This window comes from Mycolicibacterium lacusdiani (assembly GCF_021916785.1).
GTDB lineage: Bacteria > Actinomycetota > Actinomycetes > Mycobacteriales > Mycobacteriaceae > Mycobacterium > Mycobacterium lacusdiani.
In genome coordinates, this window is record NZ_JAKCFC010000007.1 from 11460 (window position 1) to 32472 (window position 21013).

Consider the following 21013-nt stretch of genomic DNA (forward strand, 5'->3'; position numbering starts at 1 on the left):
GTCAACGCAACAGGCCCCGCCGGGCGTACACCGTCGCGGCCTGTTCGACCAGCGCCGCGCAGCGGGCCGCGCCCCGCGCCTCCAGCGACGCTCTCAGCTCGTCGAGCTGGCTCGCCGTCGACCGGTATGGACGCAGCGCCTCGTAGAGCGCCATGACGTCCTCGTCGTCGATGGTGGCGAGTTCGGCTGCGCGCAGGAAGTTCTCGGCGAGCTGCGGATTGCCGCCCTCCTCGGCCACCACGGCCTGGTGTGCCAGGACCGCCGGGTCCATCCGCAGGTCCGACAGGCCGAGCTTGCCGTCGACGGCGTTCTCGACGGTGATGTCGACGCGTTCGCCCGTCATGGCCGGCGCACCTCGATGGTGACGGGTGGTTCGCCGGGCTCGCACGCCTGGCGTTCGAGGGACACCAGTGCGACGGCGCGGGCGTGGTACCGCGCCGAGATCGACTCGTCGGTGCCGCCGGTGAAGATCGGCACGGGCGCCATCCCCTTGGCGTGGCGGGCCGCGTTCTTGCCCAGATCGCGGTACATGCCCGCCGTCAACAGCGGTGCCACGCTGAACAATTCGAGATTGGCCAGCGGCGCCAGGTCGCGCCGGTGGATCAGCGACGTGCCCTTGCCCTGCAGGCCGATCCCGATGCCCGAGCCGGACAGTCGCGCAGCGGTCAGCCCGATGAGTCCGACGTCGATGGTCGAGCGCACCCGCACCAGGCGGGGCACGCATCCCTCCTCCTCCAGACCGGCCGAGATCTGCCGGAGCACCTCGCCGACGGTCAGCCCGCACAGCGTGAGCCAGACGCTGCGGCCCCACGCCGGCGACAGTCCGATGCAGACCTCGCGAGGGTCGCTGCCCTGGCGTGCGGGTTCGACGTCGGTGACGATCACGTGCCCGTGGTGCTCGGCCTGATCGGCGGTCAGCTCCGACGACGTGCGGGCCTGCCGGATTCCGTCGATCTCCGATTGCCGCTGCGCGGTCGGCGCGTAACCCGTTCCGGGACCTGCGTAGTCGTTGGGGTCGGTCAGCTTGGACAGCACGCGGAACTCGTCGTCGAAGATCGCCGAGGTCTGCAACTGGTCGCCGCGCAGCCGCTCCTCGGTGAGCCGCGTGATCGCCTGGGCCTCGTCGCCGAAACCGGTGCGGTGCAGCGAGGCGATCACGTCGAAGACCGTCAGCTGCCGGGCCTCGATCGAGGCGGCTGCCTCGGCCACGATCTTCGGGTGCCCGGGCGGTAGATCGCGGGACCCGTTGGCGAACACCACCTCCTCGACGCGGTCGTCGTCGTAGTCGGCGAGCCCCAGGTCGCGGTAGACGGCCTGCACGGCACGCGCCGCACGGCGGCGCACCGCCTCGAGGTGGTCGGCCGAGACGGTGCGCAGGCCGCCGTCGGCGCCCCAGTCGCGTTGCAGGACCAGGAAGTCGTCCATGTCGTCGGAGTTGAAGTTGGACAGCGCGAAGGCGTTGTCGTAGCGCGGGATCGACCCGAATCCGGAGAAGACGAAGTCGGCACCGGCCAGCAGCACGGGCAGGGTGTGCGCGCTTCGCCGGATGTCCGACTCGGAGATCAGGTTGTCGTTGCCCGCACACGACTCGAGGTCGCGCATCATGACCATCAGGTTCTCGGCGAGCAGTTCCTTCATGCCCTCGGGCACCGATGCCACGACGCCCACACCGTCGATGCCGCCGTTCTGCACGCCCTGGGAACCCAGTGCCCGCGCCAGCGACACGCACCGCGATTCGAGGTAGAGGATCGAGCACCGCTCGGCCGCGCCCATCAGCACTTCGGCGCCACCGCCACTGGTGACGCGCATCTTGAGGCCCCGGGATGCGTACGCGGACGTCAGGATCGCCTTGCTGAACGGGGTGTCGTCACCGTCGACGAACACCTGCTCGGTGCCGTAGATCGAGATGGTCTCGGCGTAGCTGGTGAGGCCGCGCAGACCGAGTCGTAGTTCGAGCGCTTCCTCGATGGAGCACTGCGCCATCGCCCCCGGCGTCCCGACCTGGCTGCCGATCAGCAGTGCCACGGCGTTCGACGGAGCGTCACCGAGCACGGGCACCGTCGTCTCGACCTCGCGGAAGCCGTAGGCCACTGCGCTCGCAGCGTCGGCGGCGATCAACAGCGGATCGTCGAGCTGGTTGGTGACGTGGGCCTGGTTGCTCGGGGTACGCCTGGCACGCAGCTTGGTCATGGCCATCTGCATCTCGACGGGGCTGAGCAGCGCCACGACGTGAGCGAGTTTGGCCGGGGTGGTGCCGCCGATCAGCCGCACCACCTCCGCCCGCGACACGTTGACGTCGACGGCCATGCGGGCCAGCACGGCGTCGTCGAGTGCCATCGCCTCGTCCGCGACCGCGAGATCGATGCCGTAGCGGGCGATGAACTCGTCGATCACGTCGAACTCGGCGACGGACTTGCCGTCGAGTTCAAGCACCTCCCCGTCGCGCACGAGCAGCGACGGGGAGGGGTCTTGGGGACTGCGCATTGCGATCAGGCCGAGGTCGGCGTCGGCGACGCTGAACCCGTCGAGGTTGACCGGTTTGGCGTTGAGCACCTTCATGCGGCCCAACTCGCTCACGGCGAACCCCTTCCCTGATCGACGACGATCAGTCGCGGATCTCGTTGTCCTCGAACACGACCCGGCCGATCAGGTCGTAGCGCCGCGGGTCACGCAGCTTGAAGTACAGCGACATGCCCGCACCGAAGACGAACAGGCCGACCACGATCCACGGCGTCAGCTTGAACAGCAGGGTGCCCGACGCCGCGCCTGCGGCAGCGTCCTTGTGCTCCCACAGCAGGTACACGACGTACAGCATGCCGAGGCCACCGAGCAGTGGTGCCAGGAACGTCTTGAACCAGTGCGCGCTCGACGGGTGGTTCTTGTGGAAGTGGAAGTACGCGATCACCGCGAAGGCGCACAGCGACTGCACGATCAGGATGGCCATGGTGCCGAGGATCGCGAGCAGCGTGTACATGTGCACGTACGGATCCATGCCCGCGGCGAAGAACGCCAGGATCAGCACCAGCGTGATGCCGCTCTGGACGAACGACGCGATGTGCGGCGACCCGTGGGTCGGATGCGTTGCGCCGAGCGTCTTCTGCAGGCCCTTGGACAGACCCTCGCGACCGAGTGCGTAGAGGTAGCGCGAGGCACAGTTGTGGAATGCCATGCCGCAGGCGAACGAACCGGTCACCAGCAGGATGTTGAACAGCGTGATGGCCCACTCGCCGTAGGTGTCGCGGACCGGTCCGAAGAATATCTCCGAGGAGGTGTCCGCGCTCTGGGCGAGTTCGATCGACTGCTGCGGGCCGGTGCCCGCGATGGCCATCCACGACACGAACACGTAGAAGAGGCCGACGCCGAGGACGGCGATCATCGTGGCGCGGGGGATGATCCGCTTCGGGTCCTTGGACTCCTCGCCGTACATGGCGGTCGACTCGAAGCCGACCCACGACCAGAACGCGAAGAACAGGCCGAGGCCGGCGCTGGCGCCCGCGATGGCCGCAGGGGTGAACGCCCCGATGGGGTTGAGCGTCTCGGCGATGGCGAAGCCGTCGGGCCCGCCACCCTTGACCAGCACCGCGATGGCGCCGAGCGACAGCATGATGATCTCGGTGACCAGGAAGACGCCGAGCACCTTGGCGGTCAGGTTCACGTCGAAGTAGGTGAGGATCGCGTTCAGCGCCAGCATCAGCAGCGCCGGGATGATCCAGTGGATCTCGACGTCGAACTGCGACGACAGGAAGTTCTTGAAGAAGAACGAGAAGATGCCGATCAGCGACGCCTCGAAGACGATGTAGGCCATCGTGATCAGCAGGCCGCTGGCCATGCCGACGACGCGGCCCAGGCCGTGGGAGATGTAGCCGTAGAACGCACCGGTCGTGGTGATGTGCTTGGCCATGGTGGCGTAGCCGATGGCGAAGAGCCCCAGCACGACGGTGGCGACGATGTATCCGGCCGGCGCGTGCGAACCATTTCCGAAGCCGACTGCGATCGGCACGTTGCCGACCATTGCGGTGATGGGGGCGGCCGTCGCGACGGCCATGAAGATGACCCCGAGGGTTCCGACGGCGTTCCGCTTGAGCCGTTGGACGGAGTCACCCGTGTTTTCTTCGCGCGAAACGACTTGATCGGTCATGGATTCCGGATGCCTTCCAAGTGAACGGTAGGAGTCGGGCATGGCTCTGGTGTGGTCCAACCCACAACCGACCAACGTATATTGGCACTACCAAATAGACTCCGCAACCGGAACGGCGACCTTTTTTCGGCCAATGGTATCCATTGACATAAATGGTCCGACCATTTTAGGGTGAGTTCGACGCAGCCCAACGAACTCACCACAGGAGTCTCGTGTACGACTACGGCACATTCTCGTTCGAGTCCAAGACCCAGGTGTTGGAACGGGCGAAGACGTTCTGGAACCCGGACAAGACGCAGTTCTGGACCGACGCCGGGGTCGATCTGGTCATCGACCGCCGGGAGGGCTACTTCCTCTGGGACATGAGCGGCCGCCGGCTCATCGACATGCACCTCAACGGCGGCACCTACAACCTCGGTCACCGCAATCCCGAAGTGATGCAAGCACTCATCGACGGCATGGCGCACTTCGACGTCGGCAACCACCACTTCCCGTCGGTCGCCCGCACCGCGCTGGCGCAGCGGCTCGTCGAGTCCGCACCGGCGTCGATCAGCAAGGTGGCCTTCGGCTCCGGCGGTGGCGAGGCCATCGACATCGCGCTCAAGAGCGCCCGCCACGCCACCCAGCGCCGCAAGATCGTCTCGATCGTGAAGGCCTATCACGGGCATACCGGGCTCGCGGTGGCCACCGGCGACGATCGGTTCGCGAAACTGTTCCTCTCCGACCAGCCCGACGAGTTCATCCAGGTTCCATTCGGCGACGTGGACGCGATGGAACAGGCCGTGCGCGGTCGCGACGTCGCCGCCGTGATCATGGAGACCATCCCGGCGACGTACGGCTTCCCCCTGCCCCCGCCGGGATACCTCGAGGCGGTCAAGGACCTATGCGTCCGCTACGACGCGCTCTACATCGCCGACGAGGTCCAGACCGGTCTGATGCGCACGGGCGAGATGTGGGCCATCACCAAGCACGGCATCGAACCGGACATCATGGTCGCGGGCAAGGGCCTCTCGGGCGGCATGTACCCGATCACTGCGGCGATGCTCGGCGACCGCGCCGCCCAATGGCTCGACCAGGACGGGTTCGGCCACATCTCCACCTTCGGTGGCGCCGAACTCGGCTGCGTCGCAGCGATCAAGACCCTCGAGATCAGCGGTAGGCCCGAGGTGCGGTCGTCGGTGCACTACATCGCCGACATCTTCGCCAAGGGACTGGCCCGCATCCAGGCCGACTACCCGGACTGGTTCATCGGCATTCGACAGAACGGCGTGGTGATCGGACTCGAGTTCGATCACCCCGAGGGCGCGAAGTTCGTGATGCGCGAACTCTACGAGCGGGGGGTGTGGGCGATCTTCTCCACACTCGATCCCCGTGTGCTGCAGTTCAAGCCGGGTCTACTGCTCAGCCGTGACCTGTGCGAGGACGTCCTGGATCGCTTGGACGTGGCGGTCGGGGCGGCGCGCGAGTTCGCGCGCAACTCGGCGGGCAGGAGCGGAGCGACCCGGGGAATGACCCCGCCCACTGGACGGAGGAAGTCGTGAGCACCATGCCTGCGGTGAGCCACCTGCTCGAGCGTGCGCGCTGGGCTGCGGCCGCATACGCCGAGTACGACCAGACGGCGGTCGCTGCGATCGTGACGGCAGTCGCCGACGCCGCCTACGCCGAGTCCGAACGCTTCGCCGCAGCCGCGGTCACCGAGACCGGCATGGGCGTCGTCGCCGACAAGGTGCGCAAGAACCGCGCCTGCTCGCGCGGCATCGTCGACTACTACCGCGGCGAGGACTTCGTCTCCCCCACCGTCGACCACGCCCGCAAGATCGTCGAGATTCCCCGTCCCGCAGGCGTGGTCCTCGCGCTGACGCCCACCACCAACCCGGTGTCGACGATCTACTTCAAGGTGATCCTCGCCCTGATGACCCGCAACGCGGTCGTCGTCGCGCCGCACCCCCGCGCCCGGCAGTGCTCCGTCGACGCGGTGCGCGTGCTGGCCGAGGCCGCAGTGAGCGCCGGAGCCCCCGACGGCATCGTGTCGGTGGTCGAGGAACCGTCCATCCCCCTCGTCGAAGCCCTCATGGCCGACGAACGCACCGACGTCATCGTCGCCACCGGCGGCACCGGGGTCGTGCGGGCCGCGTACTCGTCGGGCAATCCCGCGCTCGGGGTCGGGCCGGGCAACGTGCCGGTCTTCGTCGACGCCAGTGCGGACGTCGAGGCCGCGGCCCGTCGCATCGTCGACAGCAAGGCGTTCGACAACTCGGTGCTGTGCACCAACGAATCCGTGCTGATCGTCGAGGAGGCGGTCGCGGGCAAGCTCAGTGCGGCACTCACCCGCAATGGCGCGCACATCCTGGACGATGACGGCGCACATCGGTTGCGGCAGTTCATGTTCCCCGGCGGGAAGCTCAACACGGACGTGGTTGGCCGGTCGGCAGCGTGGATCGCCGAGCAATTCGGCCTACGGGTGACGCCGAAGACCCGGCTGCTGATCGCGCCCTTCACCGACGTCGTCGGCGAGGAGGTGCTCACCCACGAGAAGCTCTGCCCCGTCCTCGGCATGACGACCGTGGTGGGACCCGATCGCGGCATCCGCGCCGCCCGCGCCGTGGTCAGGATCGCCGGAGCCGGGCACTCGGCGGCGATCCACAGCGAGGACCCGCGCGTCATCACCGACTTCGCCGCGCAGGTGCCGGTCCTGCGGGTGTCGGTCAACGTCGGAAACAGCACCGGAAGCTCTGGACTGGACACCAACCTCGCGCCGTCGATGACGATCGGCACGGGTTTCGTCGGACGCAGCGCGATCGGTGAGAACCTGCAGCCGCACAATCTAATCAACCACACCCGGATCGCCTACAACGCCGACGCCGGCGTGGTGATGCCGAGCTTCTCGGGTATCTCACCATGGCGGACACCCGCCGGTCGGGTTCCCGCATACCCGTTGGCGTCCAACGACTCCGGTGCCGTGCCACAGCCGGTGCGCCGCGACGCCCGTCCGACCGCTGCCCGGTCCAACGACCCGGGGATCGAGGCGCTGCGGGCCGAACTGCGCGCGCTGGTCGTCGAAGAACTCGCTCAACTGATCAAGAGGTGACCCGTGGCTGAACTACGTTCGTTCATCTTCATCGACAGGCTGCAGCCGCAGACGATGTCGTACCTCGGCACCTGGATCAAGGGTGCCCTGCCCCGCGCCGACATGGCGGCCCAGATCATCGAGGTGGCGCCGGGTCTGGACATCGAGGGCGTCACCGACGTCGCCCTCAAGCACGCCGACGTCATGGCCGGTGTCCTCGTAGTAGAGCGCCAGTTCGGCTACCTGGAATTCCACGGCGAGACGGGATCGGTCAAGGCCGCCGCCGATGCGGCCCTCGACGAACTGGGCGGCAGCGCCGACTCGGCCACGTCCCCGACGATCCTGGCCTCGCGCATCATCTCGAGCGTCGACCGGCAGCACGCATTCCTGATCAACCGCAACAAGATCGGGTCGATGGTCCTGGCCGGCGAGTCGCTCTACGTACTCGAGGTGGCCCCCGCGTCGTACGCGATCCTGGCCACCAACGAGGCCGAGAAGGCAGCTGACGTGAAGGTCGTCGACTTCCGGATGATCGGTGCGACCGGCCGGGTCTACCTGTCCGGCACCGAGGCCGACGTCCGGCAGGCGGCCGCCGCCGCCGAGGATGCGCTGCGACGGAGCGGGTCGTGACGTCCTTCGACCGCGAGCAATTGCGTCTCCTGGTCAGGGAGGTCGTGCGCGACGCCGTCCGCGATCTGGCGCCGCAGGCACCGAAATCCGCACCACCGCCGAAGGCGCCGACGCCGGTCGCCACCCCGGCCCCGGCACCGGTCGGGCCCGTTCCGACGGGCCCGCTGGCCGCCGACGAGCGCCGCCGCACCGAGACCGTGCGGATCGGCTCGGACGCCGATCTCGACGCCTTCGTGCGGACGCTGCTGCGACTGTTCGAGAACCCCAAGACGCGAGCCGACCTGCGCAACGGCAGGCTCGACTTCCGCCTGGCGGGCACGCACCGGGGCTCCGGCGGGTCGACGCGCCGGATCGAGCGCGGCGCCGTCACCGAACGCCACGTCGCCGAAATCGCCGACACCGGGGCAACGCTGGTACTCGGGCCGCGGGCCGTGCTCACCCCGCTCGCGCGGGAACGCGCCCGCGCGCTCGGCCTCACCATTCAGAAGGAGCGCACATGATCACCGAGGAGCCACGATGATCCGGGGAACCGTCACCGGCCAGGTCTGGTCGACCCGCCGCATCGACGGCGTACCTCCCGGCGCATTCCTCGAGGTCGAGGTCGATGGCGCCGGGTCTCGCCTCATCGCGTTCGACGTCCTCGGCAGCGGCGTCGGCGAGCAGGTCCTGGTGGCGCAGGGCTCGGTGGCGGCCGGCTGGTTCACCGGCACACCGCCCCCGGTAGATGCCCTCATCATCGGTTCCATCGACCCCGATTCCACCAAGTAACCACCACCACGAAGGAGAAACACCATGGCCAGCAACGCGATCGGAATGATCGAGACCAAGGGCTACGTCGCGGCACTCGCCGCCGCGGACGCGATGGTCAAGGCAGCGAACGTGACCATCACCGACCGCCAGCAGGTGGGCGACGGCCTGGTCGCCGTCATCGTCACCGGCGAGGTGGGCGCGGTCAAGGCCGCCACCGAGGCAGGTGCCGAATCCGCCTCGCAGGTGGGCGAACTCATCAGCGTGCACGTCATCCCGCGCCCCCACAGCGAACTCGGCGCGCACTTCTCGCTCGCAGCCCAGTAGTCCTGCTCGATGGCCGCGATCGACACCGCGACCGGCACGGGAACGCGGACCGACATCCGCGTCTACCTGTTGGTCGAGGATCTCCAGCAGCAGTTCGCCGCGTATCTCGGGACTCCGACCCGGGCCCGCGGATATCCGCCGTACGCCGGTGAGCACGCACTGATCGTCGAGGTGTCCCCCGCCCTGGCGATCGAGCGGGTGATCGACCTCGCGCTGCGGGAGGTGCCCGGCATCTCACCCGGAATCCTGTATGTGGAGCGGCAATTCGGCGTGCTGGAGATCCACTCCGCCGATCTGTCCGACGTCCGTCGGGCCGGTGAGGCGATTCTGGCGGGCACGGGCAACGCGGCTGCCGATCAACTGCGTCCGCGAGTGCTCTACCACGACATCATCGAGGACATCACCGATCAGCACGCGGTGATCATCAACCGCACCCGGCAGGCATCCATGGTGCTGCCCGGCCAGTCGCTGCTGGTCTACGAGATGACGCCTGCGCTGTTCGCGGCCGTCGCGGCGAACGAGGCCGAACGGGTCGCCCCCGGCCTCACACTCGTCGACGTGCAGATGATCGGTGCGGCGGGCAGGCTGTACATCGGCGGAAGCACCGGCGACGTCACCGCGGCCAGGGACCGCATCACGGAGGTGTTGGCCGGCATCGAGGGACGGGACCACTGATGGACGCACCAGAGATGGAAGACCCTCGACCCGAGGCGACCTTCGTGGCCGACGACGTCGAGGTCGCCGAACTCGCCCTGGCGTCCTACGACATCTCGCCAGAGTCGAGGCTGCGGCTGCTCAACCTGTCCGAGAACGCCACGTACGCAGTCGAGGACGCGACCACCGGGGACAAGTCGATCCTGCGGGTGCACCGCAAGGACTACCACCGGCGCCACGAGATCGAGTCCGAACTGGACTGGCTCGAGGCGCTGCGGCGCGACAGCGACGTCACCGTCCCCACGGTGCTGCCCACTCGCGACGGGCAACGCGTCGTGACGGTCGAGCACGATGGCACCGCTCGCCACGTCGTGCACTTCGACATGGTGGCAGGCGTCGAACCCGACGAGGAGACGCTGACGGTCCACGACTTCCACACGCTGGGCTGCATCACCGCCTCGCTGCACGACCACTCGCGGTCGTGGACGCGTCCGGAGAGCTTCGGCAGGTTCTCCTGGGACTGGCAGCACAGTCTCGGCGATACCCCGCGCTGGGGCCGCTGGCAGGACGCCGTCGGCGTCGGCGAGTCCGAGGCCGTCACGCTCGGCCGTGCCGCGCAGCTGCTCGGGCAGCGGCTGGCCGACTACGGAACGGGCCCGGACACGTTCGGCCTCGTCCACGCCGACCTGCGCCTGGCCAACCTGCTCGTCGACGGTGACACCATCACCGTGATCGACTTCGACGACTGCGGATTCGGTTGGTACTTCTACGACTTCGGCACCGCCGTGTCCTTCTTCGAGGACGACCCCGCCGTGCCCGAGTGGCAGGAGGCCTGGGTGTCGGGTTACCGATCACGGCGCCCACTCGCACCATCCGACGAGGCGATGCTCCCGAGCTTCGTGTTGCTGCGCAGACTGCTGCTGCTGGCGTGGATGGGCTCGCACAGCCATTCGCGTGAGTCGCAGGCCATGTCGATCACCTACGCCGAGGGCAGCTGCGCCCTCGCCGAGCGGTACCTCACCTTCAACGGCCAACGCCTGGCCTGACCCACCCGCCACGAATCGAAAGAGGGACCCATGTTCACCTCACTGCAAGGCCGTACCGCCGTCATCACCGGCGGCAGCAAGGGAATCGGGCGGGGCATCGCCGAGACGTTCGCCGATGCGGGCATCAACGTCGTGCTCACCGGCCGCAATCAGGCCGACGTCGACTCCTGCGTCGATGCCCTCGCGGGCAGGCCCGGCGCAGTCAGCGGCGTGTCGGCCGACGTCGCGAGCCCCGAGGAATGCCGTCGTGTCGTCGCAACCGCCGTGGAGCGGCACGGTGGGCTCGACATCGTGTGCGCCAACGCGGGCATCTTCCCGTTCGGGCGGCTGGAGGACCTGACGCCCGACGACCTCGAGCAGGTGCTCGGCGTCAACTTCAAGGGCACCGTGTACATCGTGCAGGCGGCGATGGAGGCGCTCACCGCCAGCGGCCACGGCAGAGTGATCGTCACGTCGTCGATCACCGGACCCGTCACTGGCTACCCCGGCTGGTCGCACTACGGTGCCAGCAAGGCCGCACAACTGGGTTTCCTGCGCACCGCAGCAATGGAGCTCGCACCGAAGAAGATCACGGTGAACGCGGTGCTGCCCGGCAACATCGTCACCGAGGGCCTGATCGGAAATGGCCAGGAATACATGGACCAAATGGCCAAGGCGATCCCGGCAGGCCGACTCGGCAGCGCGACCGACATCGGCAACGCCGCGCTGTTCTTCGCCACCGAGGAGGCCTCGTACGTCACGGGTCAGACCTTGATCGTCGACGGTGGCCAGATCCTCCCGGAATCCGCCGAAGCACTCGCCGAGATGTAGTTGCCCCGCGGATGGCGAGCCATCCCCTAGAATTGGTCGTACCAAATCGTTCGGGAGGGGGTTCGGTGCCGACGCCAACCGAACAACTGCGGCGCCGGATCGTTGCCGACATCAATGCCGGGCAGCCGGGCACCAAGCTCGGCAGCGAACGCGAACTGGCCGACCGCTACGGCACCAGCCGGTCCAGCCTCCGGCAGGTGCTCGCCGCGCTGGAGGAGGCGGGGCTGGTCGACCGCGTCATCGGCCGGGCAGGCGGGATCTTCATCAGCCACGCCCAGGTGCAGCGCAGCCTCTCCGACGTGGTCGGGGTGCCGGCGTTCCTGGCCAACCAGGGTTACGTGGCAGGCACCCGGGTGTTGTCCACGAAGATCACCGCGCCCGAGCGCGCCACCCAGCAGGCACTGCGCGTCGGAGCAGACGACTTCGTCGTCGAGATCCAGCGGGTACGACTGGCCGACGGGTCGCCGATCTCGCTCGAACTCGCGCAGTTTCGCGCCGACGCGTTCCCCGGGCTACTGGAACAGCAGCTGGGTGGTTCTATCTACGAAATACTGGAGGAGCGTTACGGGTTGGTGACCGCGCGGGCCGACGAGCGGATCGAGGCGGTCAACGCCACGGCCGAGGAGGCCACGCTGCTGGGCATCAAGCCGCGCTCGGCACTGCTACTCATCACCCGCATCACCTACGACCAGCACGGCGCGCCGTGCGAGTTCTCCCGCGACCTGTTCCGTGGCGACCGGACCCGTCTCGCGGTCACGGTGCAGGGGCGCGGCGTCGGCGTGCAGTCCTCGGTGGACACGGCGACCGTCGCCCTGCAGAGCCAGGAGACGCGGAACAAGGCCAGTTGACCTCGACCGCGGTTGAGGTTGCAGGGTGAGGGCATGAAACCGATACGAGCAGATCTGTGGGAGACCCGGATCGACAATCCCTTCCCCGGCCTGACCACGCACGCCTACCTGTGGACCGGCGGTCCCGCGGGCAATGTGCTGTTCTACGGCACCGCAACGGAAGACGACTTCGACGGCATCGACCGGCTCGGCGGCGTCAGCCACCAGTACCTCTCGCACCGCGACGAGGCAGGCCCGATGCTGGCGCGTCTCGGCGCCCGGTTCGGCGTCCGATTGCACGCTCCCGCAGCTGAACTCGCCGACATCGGCGCGCATGCCCACGTCGACGTGCCGCTGTCCTCGCGTCACGTCGACGCCAATGGCATCGAGGTGATCCCCACTCCGGGGCACACGCCGGGCAGCACCTGCTACCTCGTGCCAGGGGCATACGGCCAGACCTACCTCTTCACCGGCGACACGATCTTCCTCGGCGACGACGGCATCTGGACGGCCGGATACATCCCGCCCATCAGCGACGCCGCGACCCTGGCCGACAGCCTGCGCACCCTGGCCACGCTGACGCCGGATCTGGTGATCTCCAGCGCCTTTCCGAGCGAGACGGCCGTCCACGTGACCGGCGGGGAGTGGGCGGACTGCGTGGCCGAGGCGCGGGAGCGGCTGTCGTCGTCGGCGTCCGCCTAGCGGGCGACTAGATTGCGGGCATGGCGCCCGACCCCGCAGGCAGGTTCGCCCCCAGCCCGTCGGCCGACCTGCACGTGGGCAATCTGCGCACTGCCGTGCTGGCATGGCTGTTCGCCCGTTCCACCGGCCGCCGGTTCCTGATCCGCATCGAGGACCTCGACGACCGGACCTTCCCCGAGGTGGCGACGCGCCAGGTCGCCGACCTCGCCGCGATCGGACTGACGTGGGACGAGCCGCCCGAGCACCAGACCGCTCACGCGGCCCGGTACCAGGCAGCCGTCGACGAGCTGGCCTCGCGTGGCCTGGTCTTCGAATGCTTCTGCAGCAGAAGGGACATCCTCGCGGCGCCTCGCGCACCGCATGCTCCCGAGGGTGCCTACCCCGGCACCTGCCGCGACCTCACCGCCGCCGAGCGGGCCGAGCGTGCCGCGGCGTCGGGCCGCCCCCCTGCGCTGCGCCTGCGCTCGTCGGTCGACGCCTACACGGTGACCGACGTGCTGCACGGCGAGTACACCGGCGTCGTCGACGACTTCGTGCTGCGCCGCGGTGACGGCGTGTTCGCCTACAACCTGGCCGTCGTCGTCGACGACAGCGCCCAAGCCGTCGATCAGGTGGTGCGCGGTGACGACCTGCTGTCCTCGTCCCCGCGGCAGGCCTACCTCGGCACGCTGCTGGGGCTGCCGACGCCGACGTACGCCCACGTTCCCCTCGTCCTCAACCCCGACGGCAAGCGGCTGGCCAAGCGGGACGGCGCCGTGACGCTCGCCGAGATCGACGCCGACCGCGCGACGGCTCTGATCGCCGAATCACTGGGCTACTCCGCGACCACCGTGGCCGGCATGCTCGCCGAGTTCGACCCGGCACGGTTGCCGCGCGAGCCGTGGGTATATCGGGCTGGGTGAGCAGAACCCTTCGCGAATCGGGCGAGCATTGCTACCGTCCGCCCGTGACAACCATCATCCGCCGGGCACTGCTCGCGGTCTTCCTCGTCGCGGCCGGGGTCCTGGGCGCGGCCGCGTGTGGGTCGTCCGACGAGGGCAGCGGCGACCCGATCAAGTCGGCGGGCGTTTTGCGCGTCGGCACCGAGGGCGTCTACGCACCGTTCAGCTACCACGATCCCGCCACCGGTGATCTCGTCGGCTACGACGTCGACGTCGCCAAGGCCGTCGGGGAGAAACTCGGCGTGCGCGTCGAGTTCGTCGAGACACCATGGGATTCGATGTTCGCGGCGCTCGAGGCCAACCGCTTCGACGTCGTCGCCAACCAGGTGACCATCAACGCCGAACGCCAGGCCAAGTACGACCTGTCGCAGCCGTACACCGTCGGCGAGGGCGTCATCGTCACCCGCGCAAACGACGACTCGATCAAGAGCCTCGACGACGTCAAGGGCAAGACCGCCGCCGAGAACGCCACCAGCAACTGGTCGGAGGTCGCCCGCAACGCCGGTGCCCGGGTCGAGGCCGTCGAGGGCTTCACGCAGGCCATCACGCTGCTCAACCAGGGCCGGGTCGACGTCGTCATCAACGACAGCATCGCCGTCTACGCCTACCTCGCCGAGACGGGCGACAAGTCGGTGAAGATCTCCGGCACCGTCGGCGAGAAGAGCGAGCAGGGCTTCGCCGCGCGCAAGGACAGCGGCATGCTGCCCGAACTCGACGGCGCGCTCGGAGAACTCCGCGCCGACGGCACCCTGACCGAGATCTCGAAGAAGTACCTCAAGGCCGACGCGACGGGAGCCCCAGCGTCGGCCCCGATTCGGTCGGCCGGGGTGCTGCGGGTCGGCACGGAGGGCACCTATTCGCCGTTCAGCTACCACGACCCTGCGACCGGTGAACTGACCGGATACGACGTCGACGTCGCGAGGGCCGTCGGCGAGAAACTCGGCGTGCCAGTCGAGTTCGTCGAGACGCCGTGGGACTCGATCTTCGCCGCGCTCGAGGCGAACCGCTTCGACGTCGTCGCCAACGAGGTCACCATCACCCCGGAACGCCAAGCCAAGTACGACCTGTCCAGACCCTATTCGGTCGGCGAGGGCGTGATCGTCACCAGAGCCGACGACGACTCGATCACCTCGCTGGCCGACCTCAAGGGCAAGACGACGGCCCAGTCGACCACCAGCAACTGGGCGCAGGTCGCCCGCGACGCCGGCGCCAACGTCGAGGCAGTGGAGGGCTTCGCGCAGGCGATCACCCTGCTCAACCAGGGTCGCATCGACGCCACCGTGAACGACAGCATCGCCGTCTACGCCTATCTCGCCGAGACCGGTGACCAGTCGGTGAAGATCGCCGCCGAGACCGGCGAACGCAGCGAGCAGGGCTTCGCCGCGCGCAAGGACAGCGGCCTGCTGCCCGAACTCGACGGTGCCCTCGACGAGCTGCGCGCATCGGGCACGCTGACCGAGATCTCGCAGCGCTACCTCAAGACCGACGCGACCGGCACCGCCGCGGGCGCACAGCAGAGCGGGCAGGACCCTCAGGACGTGCCGCAGGTCCGCTCGGCCTGGCAGCTGGTGCTCGACAACCTGTGGCCGCTGGCCAAGGCGGCGTTGACGATGACGATCCCGCTGACGATCATCAGCTTCGTCATCGGCCTGGTGATCGCGCTCGGGGTCGCGCTGGCGCGCCTGTCGTCGAACGTGGTGCTGAGCAACGTGGCCCGGTTCTACATCTCGATCATCCGCGGCACGCCGCTGCTGGTGCAGCTGTTCATCGTGTTCTTCGCGCTGCCGGAGTTCGGGGTGAAGATCGACCCGTTCCCCGCCGCGGTCATCGCGTTCAGCCTCAACGTCGGCGGCTACGCGGCCGAGATCATCCGCTCGGCGATCCAGAGCATCCCGAAGGGCCAGTGGGAGGCGGCCGAGACCATCGGCCTGAACTACGTGGGCGCGCTGCGCCGCATCATCCTCCCGCAGGCCGCGCGCGTCGCCGTGCCACCGCTGTCCAACACGCTGATCTCGCTGGTGAAGGACACGTCGCTGGCGTCGACGATCCTGGTGACCGAGCTGTTGCGGCAGGCGCAGATCATCGCGGCGCCGACGTTCGAGTTCTTCGCTCTCTACGGCACTGCCGCCGTGTACTACTGGGTGATCTGCCTGGCCCTCTCGTTCGGTCAGAATCGCCTGGAACACCGACTCGAAAGGTACGTGGCGCGATGACCGAGCCCGGCGACAGCACGGCAGCCGAGAACGGACCCGAGTACCGGGTCACCGCCGACGGCATCGAGAAGGCCTTCGGCGACAACAAGGTGCTCAAGGGCGTGTCGTTCCGCGTCGCGCGCGGCACCGCGACGGCGATCATCGGGCCGTCGGGTTCCGGCAAGACCACGCTGCTGCGCGCGCTCAACGCGCTCGACGTGCCGGACTCGGGCGTCATCCGCGTCGGGGAGGAGGAGATCGACTTCTCCCAACCCGTGCCCAAGGACCGCCTCCGCCGCTATCAGGCCCAGAGTGGGTTCGTGTTCCAGAGCCACAACCTGTTCCCGCACAAGACCGTGCTGCAGAACGTCACCGAGGGGCCGGTGTTCGTGCAGAAGCGCCCGAAGGAGCAGGCCGAGGCCGAGGCACTCGAACTGCTCGAACAGGTGGGGTTGGCCGAAAAGCGCGACCAGTACCCGTTCCAGCTCTCCGGTGGTCAGCAGCAGCGCGTCGGCATCGCGCGGGCGCTCGCGCTCAAGCCGAAGGTGGTGCTGTTCGACGAGCCGACCTCGGCGCTGGACCCCGAACTCGTCGGCGAGGTGCTGTCGGTGATCAAGGACCTCGCGGTCGAGGGCTGGACGCTGGTGATCGTGACGCACGAAATACAGTTCGCCAGGCAGGTTTCCAACCAGGTGCTGTTCACCGACCAGGGCGTCATCCTCGAGCAGGGGGCGCCTGCCGAGGTGCTCGAGAACCCGAGGGAAGACCGCACCCGACAGTTCCTGCAGCGCATCCTCAACCCGCTGTAGGCGGTTGTAGACCTGTCGCGAGCGTGCGCGAACTACGGTGAAAGCTCGGTGTGTCGGCCGCAGACACGCACGCTCGCGGAGGGGAATGGGCAGCCACATGGTGCAGGGACGCGCACGGGAAGCAGACGTCGTCATCGTGGGAGCGGGGCTGTCGGGGCTGATCGCCGCGCGGACGGTGCTCGAGGCGGGGCTGACACCGCTGATCCTCGAGGCCGACGACCGCGTGGGTGGGCGCATCCTCACCGAGGAGGCACTGCCGGGCATACCCCTCGACCTGGGCGCCCAGTGGATCGGCGACACCCATCACCGGATGTTCGCGCTCGCCGCCGACCTCGGCGTCGAGACGTTCGCCCAGTACGACGAGGGTGAGACGTCCTACGACCTCGCGGGCAGCGGCGTCATGCGGCAGAACGACTTCCACGCCCGCTACGGCGAGGAGCTGACCCACCTCGAACGCGTCCTGCGCACGCTCGACGAGCTAGCCGCCGAGGTCCCCGCCGACGCGCCGTGGCTGGCGCCCCGCGCAGCCGAGTGGGACGCGATCACGGCCGCGGCCTGGTACGACGCGCAGGGGCTGTCGGTCGTCGCGCGCACGCTGCTGGAGATCTGCACCGTCGGCATCCTCGCGGTTCCGACTGCCGAGGTGTCGTTCCTGCACCTGCTGTTCACGATCCAGACCTGCGGGGTCACCTCGGAACTGTTCGCCGAATCCGAGGGCGGCGCCCAGACCACGCGGTTCGTCGGCGGGACGTCCGAGATTCCCCGTCGCCTCGCGGCCCTGCTGTCCGAACACATCGTGCTCGATGCGCCGGTGCAGCTGATCGAACACGCGGCCGACGGCGTCACCGTGCACTGCCGCGGCGCACGCACGTTCCGCGGCCGCCGGGTGATCGTCGCGATATCGCCCACCCTCGCGGGCCGGATCGCCTACGACCCACCGCTGCCCGGCGACCGCGATCAGCTGACCCAGCGGATGCCCAACGGTTCGGCGATGAAGGCGTTCTTCGTCTACGACGAACCCTTCTGGCGCACAGACGGTTTGAACGGCCAGCTGATCTCCGACGTCGGCCCGGCCCGGATGTCGAACGACACCTGCGTCCCCGGCGACGACCACGGCGTCATCCTGCTGTTCCTCGAGGGCGATCAGGCCAGGGCCGCCAACCGACTCACCCCGGCGGAGCGCCAGGCTGCACTCACCGACGAACTGGTGCGCCACTACGGCAGCAGGGCAGCGCGGCCGCAGTTCTACGTCGACGGCGAATGGTCGGACCGGCAGTGGACGCGCGGCTGCTACAACGCCAACATGGGTCCGCTGGTGTGGACGACCTTCGGCTCGACGCTGGCCGCACCCATCGGCGTGATCCATTGGGCTTCAACGGATACCGCGTCGTCGTGGAGCGCCTACATGGAGGGTGCGGTCGAGGCGGGCGAACGGGCCGCCCGCGAGGTGATTCGTGCACGCTGAGGCGCGCTGACCGCGCCTGAACGTGCACGAATCGCTCAGGCCCGGGCCGCGGCCGCCAACAGCTCGTCGCGGAACCGGGGGTGGGCGATCGCGGCGAGCGCCTCACCGCGTTCGCGGACGGTCCTGCCCTCCAGTTCGGCGACGCCGTACTCGGTGACGATCATGTCGACGTGGTGCCGGGGCGTCGTGATCACCGCGCCCGGGCCGAACGACGGCACGATCCGCGACTGCAGTTCACCGTCGGAGCTGAACGTGGCGGGCAGGCAGATCAGCGAGCGATCGGACATCTGCAGACCGGCGCCGGCCACGAAGTCCTCCGCACCGCCGATCCCACTGAACTGCTTGCCCGAGATCGTGTCGGCGACCACCTGGCCGTGGACGTCGATCGCGAGCGCGCCGTTGATCGAGATCATGTCGTCATTGGCGCCGATGACCTCCGGTGAGTTGACGACCTCGACGGGCAGGAACGCGACGTCGGCGTTGTCGTCGAGCCACTGGTAGAGATCCGCCGACCCGAACGCGAACGTCGTGACGCTCACCCCGTCGTACTGACCCTTGCCCGCATTGCTGATCTTGCCTGCGCGGTGCAGTTTCATGCAGCCGTCGGTGAACATCTCGCTGTGCAGGCCGTAGTCGCGGCCGTCGCCGTCGGCCAGCAGCGTCGCGATCTGGTTGGGGATCGAGCCGATGCCCGTCTGCAGCGTCGCACCCGAGGGGATGCACGCGACGGCGTACTTCGCGATTGCCTTGTCGGCGTCGGTGGGTTCGGCGTCACCGCCCGGCAATTCGAGCGGCGCGTCGGTCGAGTGCACCAAGACGTCGATCTCGTCGACGTGCAGTGCGTGCCGGAATGTCTTCCCGGGTCGCTCCGCTCCTGCCCGCCGGTGTGTCTCGCCCAGCCCGTGGGTCCTGGGATAGGCATCGGACACCTCGACGACGAGCAATCGGTCGGGATCGGCTCCCGCGCGGCGCAATTCGCCGATCGTCCCGCCGGCGTGCAGCGACAGCGAGCACCAGCCGTCGGCGTCGGGTGGCGTCGCGACCGTCGTCATCACGCGCGGCGCTTGTCGTTGGAGCAGCGGGCCGAAGCGCCGGAAGTCCGCAGGCGTGAACCCGACGTCCGCACCCGCGCCCAGCAGCGCGCGCTCGAGCGGGCCGAAGAACCCGGACAGGTAGTGCACGCCGGGGCGGGTGAACAGTTCGGTGAGGACCGCGAGCAGCGCGCCGTAGACGCGCAGATCGGTCCAGTCCTCACGCTCGCCGAGTGCCCGCAGGAATGCGGGCGGCTGGCCGGGTCCGAGCGGTATGCCGAGAGTGTCGTCGGGGTTGAGCCGCGCGGCGGCCTGCTCGGCGGTCAACTCGGTGGGCATGGCGCCACCTTATCCGGGACTTCGGCGCGTCCTCCCGCGCTCACCGCGGGTTCGCGCGCCGAAATCGCTAGAGCGTGACGGGCAGCGACTCCATGCCGCGCAGCGTGAGGTTCGGCTTGTAGACCGGCTCGCCACCGATGCTCGCGTCGGGGAAGCGAGCCGTCACCGCGCGCAACGCCACCGACGCCTCCAGCCGGGCCAGCGGCGCGCCGAGGCAGAAGTGCGGCCCCTTGCCGAAGCCGAGGTGGCGGATGCCGTCGCGGTCGGGGTCGAAGACGTCGGGTCGGTCGAACGCCTCGGGGTCGCGGTGCGCCGCGGCGAGCAGCATCATCATCGTGTCGCCCTTGGGGATGGGCACCCCACCGATGTCCATGTCCTCCCCCGCGATCCGCATCGCGAGCTGCACCGGCGGGTCATGGCGCATGGTCTCCTCGACCACCGCGGCCACCCGGCTCGGATCCTCAGCCAGCGCCGTCCACTGCCCGGGCTGGCGCAGCATCGCGAGCACGGCGTTGGCGATGAGGTTGACCGTCGTCTCGTGGCCGGCGATCAGCAGCAGGTTGCACGTCGCGACGATCTCGTCCTCGGTGAGCTGGTCGCCCGCCTCCTCCGCCGCGATCAGTCCCGAGATCAGGTCGTCGCGCGGTGCGCTGCGACGCAGGTCGATCAGTTCCCGCAGGTAGCCACGCAGCCAGTCGCCCGCCTGGAGCCGCTCGTCGACATTGTCGGGCATCTCGCCGGTGACGGTGATGAAGGGGTCGAGGGCCTGGGCGAGCACGGCCGAGGCGCGGCTGAACTTCGGTTCGTCCTCGAGCGGCACCCCGAGGAGGCGGCAGATCACCGCGACGGGCAGCGGATACGCCAGGTCGGCGATCACGTCGAGGCGGCCGGCGTCGGCCACGCGGTCCAGCATGTCGTCGACCATGGCGGTGATGTCGGGCTCGAGCGCCTTGACCACCTTGGGCACGAACGCCTTGCTGACGAGCCTGCGCAGCCGGGTGTGGTCGGGCGGGTCGAGGAACAGGAACCCGGGCGTCCCGAGCGGTCGCACCACCTCGCCGTCGGCCATGCGGCGCTGCACCATCGTCGACTTGGTGCCGTCGCTGGCCGAGTCGGGATGCCGGAACACATCGTCGCAGTCGCGGAACCTGGAGAACACGGTCAGGTGCGCCTCCGGCATCAGCAGTGGGCCCGCCTCGCGGATCCGTTCGTAGACCGGGTACGGGTCGGCGCGGTTCGACGGGTCGAGCAGCTGCATCAGCAGCGTCTGCGCTTGCGCTGTCGTCAT

Annotated in this window: 20 protein-coding genes; 15 read left to right on the plus strand and 5 right to left on the minus strand. The window is 68.7% G+C overall.

Going from position 1 to position 21013, the window contains the following annotated elements:
* Window position 1: 1 nt before the first annotated feature.
* From LOK44_RS20025 to LOK44_RS20035, 3 genes are read right to left on the minus strand one after another with little or no spacing between them, the layout of a single operon-like run.
* On the minus strand, window positions 2–343 hold the full coding sequence (locus LOK44_RS20025) for a diol dehydratase small subunit (protein ID WP_237571858.1): 342 nt from the start codon (window positions 341–343) through the stop codon (window positions 2–4).
* On the minus strand, window positions 340–2559 hold the full coding sequence (locus LOK44_RS20030; RefSeq protein WP_237572109.1) for a propanediol/glycerol family dehydratase large subunit: 2220 nt from the start codon (window positions 2557–2559) through the stop codon (window positions 340–342). Before LOK44_RS20030 ends, LOK44_RS20025 begins: the two co-directional genes overlap by 4 nt.
* Window positions 2560–2605: 46 nt before the next feature.
* Window positions 2606–4138, minus strand: a complete 1533-nt coding sequence (locus LOK44_RS20035; RefSeq protein ID WP_237571859.1) for an APC family permease — start codon at window positions 4136–4138, stop codon at window positions 2606–2608.
* 212 nt (window positions 4139–4350) lie between these two features.
* Here LOK44_RS20035 and LOK44_RS20040 point away from each other — a divergent pair, with 212 nt between their 5' ends.
* From LOK44_RS20040 to LOK44_RS20115, 15 genes are all read left to right on the plus strand, one after another.
* Window positions 4351–5679, plus strand: a complete 1329-nt coding sequence (locus LOK44_RS20040; protein ID WP_237571860.1) for a class-III pyridoxal-phosphate-dependent aminotransferase — start codon at window positions 4351–4353, stop codon at window positions 5677–5679.
* Between the two features lie 5 nt (window positions 5680–5684).
* Entirely contained in the window at window positions 5685–7226 is a 1542-nt protein-coding gene (locus LOK44_RS20045) for an aldehyde dehydrogenase family protein (RefSeq protein WP_237572110.1), read from the plus strand.
* A 3-nt stretch (window positions 7227–7229) separates the two neighbouring features.
* Window positions 7230–7835: a BMC domain-containing protein gene (locus LOK44_RS20050; protein WP_163921088.1), complete on the plus strand. Its 606-nt coding sequence runs from the start codon at window positions 7230–7232 to the stop codon at window positions 7833–7835.
* Window positions 7832–8335 carry a hypothetical protein gene (locus LOK44_RS20055; protein ID WP_237571861.1) on the plus strand — a complete coding sequence of 168 codons (504 nt, stop codon included), beginning with the start codon at window positions 7832–7834 and terminating at the stop codon, window positions 8333–8335. Before LOK44_RS20050 ends, LOK44_RS20055 begins: the two co-directional genes overlap by 4 nt.
* Window positions 8336–8351: 16 nt before the next feature.
* Window positions 8352–8603 (plus strand): EutN/CcmL family microcompartment protein, encoded by a 252-nt coding sequence (locus LOK44_RS20060; RefSeq protein WP_237571862.1) that lies wholly within the window; start codon window positions 8352–8354, stop codon window positions 8601–8603.
* 24 nt (window positions 8604–8627) lie between these two features.
* Window positions 8628–8909: a BMC domain-containing protein gene (locus tag LOK44_RS20065; RefSeq protein WP_237571863.1), complete on the plus strand. Its 282-nt coding sequence runs from the start codon at window positions 8628–8630 to the stop codon at window positions 8907–8909.
* Window positions 8910–8918: 9 nt separating this feature from the next.
* The gene (locus tag LOK44_RS20070) at window positions 8919–9584 is read left to right on the plus strand and encodes a microcompartment protein (protein ID WP_237571864.1); all 666 of its coding nucleotides are present in this window, start codon (window positions 8919–8921) and stop codon (window positions 9582–9584) included.
* The gene (locus LOK44_RS20075) at window positions 9584–10609 is read left to right on the plus strand and encodes a phosphotransferase enzyme family protein (RefSeq protein ID WP_237571865.1); all 1026 of its coding nucleotides are present in this window, start codon (window positions 9584–9586) and stop codon (window positions 10607–10609) included. Before LOK44_RS20070 ends, LOK44_RS20075 begins: the two co-directional genes overlap by 1 nt.
* A gap of 30 nt (window positions 10610–10639) precedes the next feature.
* Window positions 10640–11419, plus strand: coding sequence for a 3-oxoacyl-ACP reductase FabG (gene fabG / locus LOK44_RS20080; protein ID WP_237571866.1), 780 nt, complete (start codon window positions 10640–10642; stop codon window positions 11417–11419).
* 65 nt (window positions 11420–11484) lie between these two features.
* Window positions 11485–12267 (plus strand): GntR family transcriptional regulator, encoded by a 783-nt coding sequence (locus tag LOK44_RS20085; RefSeq protein ID WP_237571867.1) that lies wholly within the window; start codon window positions 11485–11487, stop codon window positions 12265–12267.
* A gap of 33 nt (window positions 12268–12300) precedes the next feature.
* The gene (locus LOK44_RS20090) at window positions 12301–12948 is read left to right on the plus strand and encodes an MBL fold metallo-hydrolase (protein WP_237571868.1); all 648 of its coding nucleotides are present in this window, start codon (window positions 12301–12303) and stop codon (window positions 12946–12948) included.
* Between the two features lie 20 nt (window positions 12949–12968).
* Window positions 12969–13850 (plus strand): tRNA glutamyl-Q(34) synthetase GluQRS, encoded by an 882-nt coding sequence (gene gluQRS / locus LOK44_RS20095; RefSeq protein WP_237571869.1) that lies wholly within the window; start codon window positions 12969–12971, stop codon window positions 13848–13850.
* Between the two features lie 44 nt (window positions 13851–13894).
* Window positions 13895–16102 (plus strand): ABC transporter permease subunit, encoded by a 2208-nt coding sequence (locus LOK44_RS20105; protein WP_372481275.1) that lies wholly within the window; start codon window positions 13895–13897, stop codon window positions 16100–16102.
* A complete protein-coding gene (locus LOK44_RS20110) occupies window positions 16099–16890 on the plus strand; it encodes an amino acid ABC transporter ATP-binding protein (protein ID WP_237571870.1) in 792 nt (263 codons plus the stop codon). The genes LOK44_RS20105 and LOK44_RS20110 overlap by 4 nt, the downstream gene beginning before the upstream one ends.
* Before the next feature lie 97 nt (window positions 16891–16987).
* Complete coding sequence (locus LOK44_RS20115) at window positions 16988–18355, plus strand: flavin monoamine oxidase family protein (RefSeq protein WP_372481286.1); 1368 nt, start codon at window positions 16988–16990, stop codon at window positions 18353–18355.
* 35 nt (window positions 18356–18390) lie between these two features.
* Here LOK44_RS20115 and LOK44_RS20120 read toward each other — a convergent pair whose 3' ends face one another.
* Together LOK44_RS20120 and LOK44_RS20125 are read right to left on the minus strand one after the other, a co-directional pair.
* Window positions 18391–19725 (minus strand): acetyl-CoA hydrolase/transferase family protein, encoded by a 1335-nt coding sequence (locus tag LOK44_RS20120; RefSeq protein WP_237571872.1) that lies wholly within the window; start codon window positions 19723–19725, stop codon window positions 18391–18393.
* A 67-nt stretch (window positions 19726–19792) separates the two neighbouring features.
* Window positions 19793–21013, minus strand: a complete 1221-nt coding sequence (locus LOK44_RS20125) for a cytochrome P450 (RefSeq protein WP_237571873.1) — start codon at window positions 21011–21013, stop codon at window positions 19793–19795.

Coding starts and splice junctions, on each gene's coding strand:
- LOK44_RS20025 (WP_237571858.1), bottom strand. CDS start 343: ATGACGGGCGAACGCGTCGACATCACCGTCGAGAACGCCGTCGACGGC.
- LOK44_RS20030 (WP_237572109.1), bottom strand. CDS start 2,559: ATGAAGGTGCTCAACGCCAAACCGGTCAACCTCGACGGGTTCAGCGTC.
- LOK44_RS20035 (WP_237571859.1), bottom strand. CDS start 4,138: ATGACCGATCAAGTCGTTTCGCGCGAAGAAAACACGGGTGACTCCGTC.
- LOK44_RS20045 (WP_237572110.1), top strand. CDS start 5,685: ATGCCTGCGGTGAGCCACCTGCTCGAGCGTGCGCGCTGGGCTGCGGCC.
- LOK44_RS20060 (WP_237571862.1), top strand. CDS start 8,352: ATGATCCGGGGAACCGTCACCGGCCAGGTCTGGTCGACCCGCCGCATC.
- LOK44_RS20065 (WP_237571863.1), top strand. CDS start 8,628: ATGGCCAGCAACGCGATCGGAATGATCGAGACCAAGGGCTACGTCGCG.
- LOK44_RS20070 (WP_237571864.1), top strand. CDS start 8,919: ATGGCCGCGATCGACACCGCGACCGGCACGGGAACGCGGACCGACATC.
- LOK44_RS20075 (WP_237571865.1), top strand. CDS start 9,584: ATGGACGCACCAGAGATGGAAGACCCTCGACCCGAGGCGACCTTCGTG.
- fabG (WP_237571866.1), top strand. CDS start 10,640: ATGTTCACCTCACTGCAAGGCCGTACCGCCGTCATCACCGGCGGCAGC.
- LOK44_RS20090 (WP_237571868.1), top strand. CDS start 12,301: ATGAAACCGATACGAGCAGATCTGTGGGAGACCCGGATCGACAATCCC.
- gluQRS (WP_237571869.1), top strand. CDS start 12,969: ATGGCGCCCGACCCCGCAGGCAGGTTCGCCCCCAGCCCGTCGGCCGAC.
- LOK44_RS20110 (WP_237571870.1), top strand. CDS start 16,099: ATGACCGAGCCCGGCGACAGCACGGCAGCCGAGAACGGACCCGAGTAC.
- LOK44_RS20115 (WP_372481286.1), top strand. CDS start 16,988: ATGGTGCAGGGACGCGCACGGGAAGCAGACGTCGTCATCGTGGGAGCG.
- LOK44_RS20120 (WP_237571872.1), bottom strand. CDS start 19,725: ATGCCCACCGAGTTGACCGCCGAGCAGGCCGCCGCGCGGCTCAACCCC.
- LOK44_RS20125 (WP_237571873.1), bottom strand. CDS start 21,013: ATGACGACAGCGCAAGCGCAGACGCTGCTGATGCAGCTGCTCGACCCG.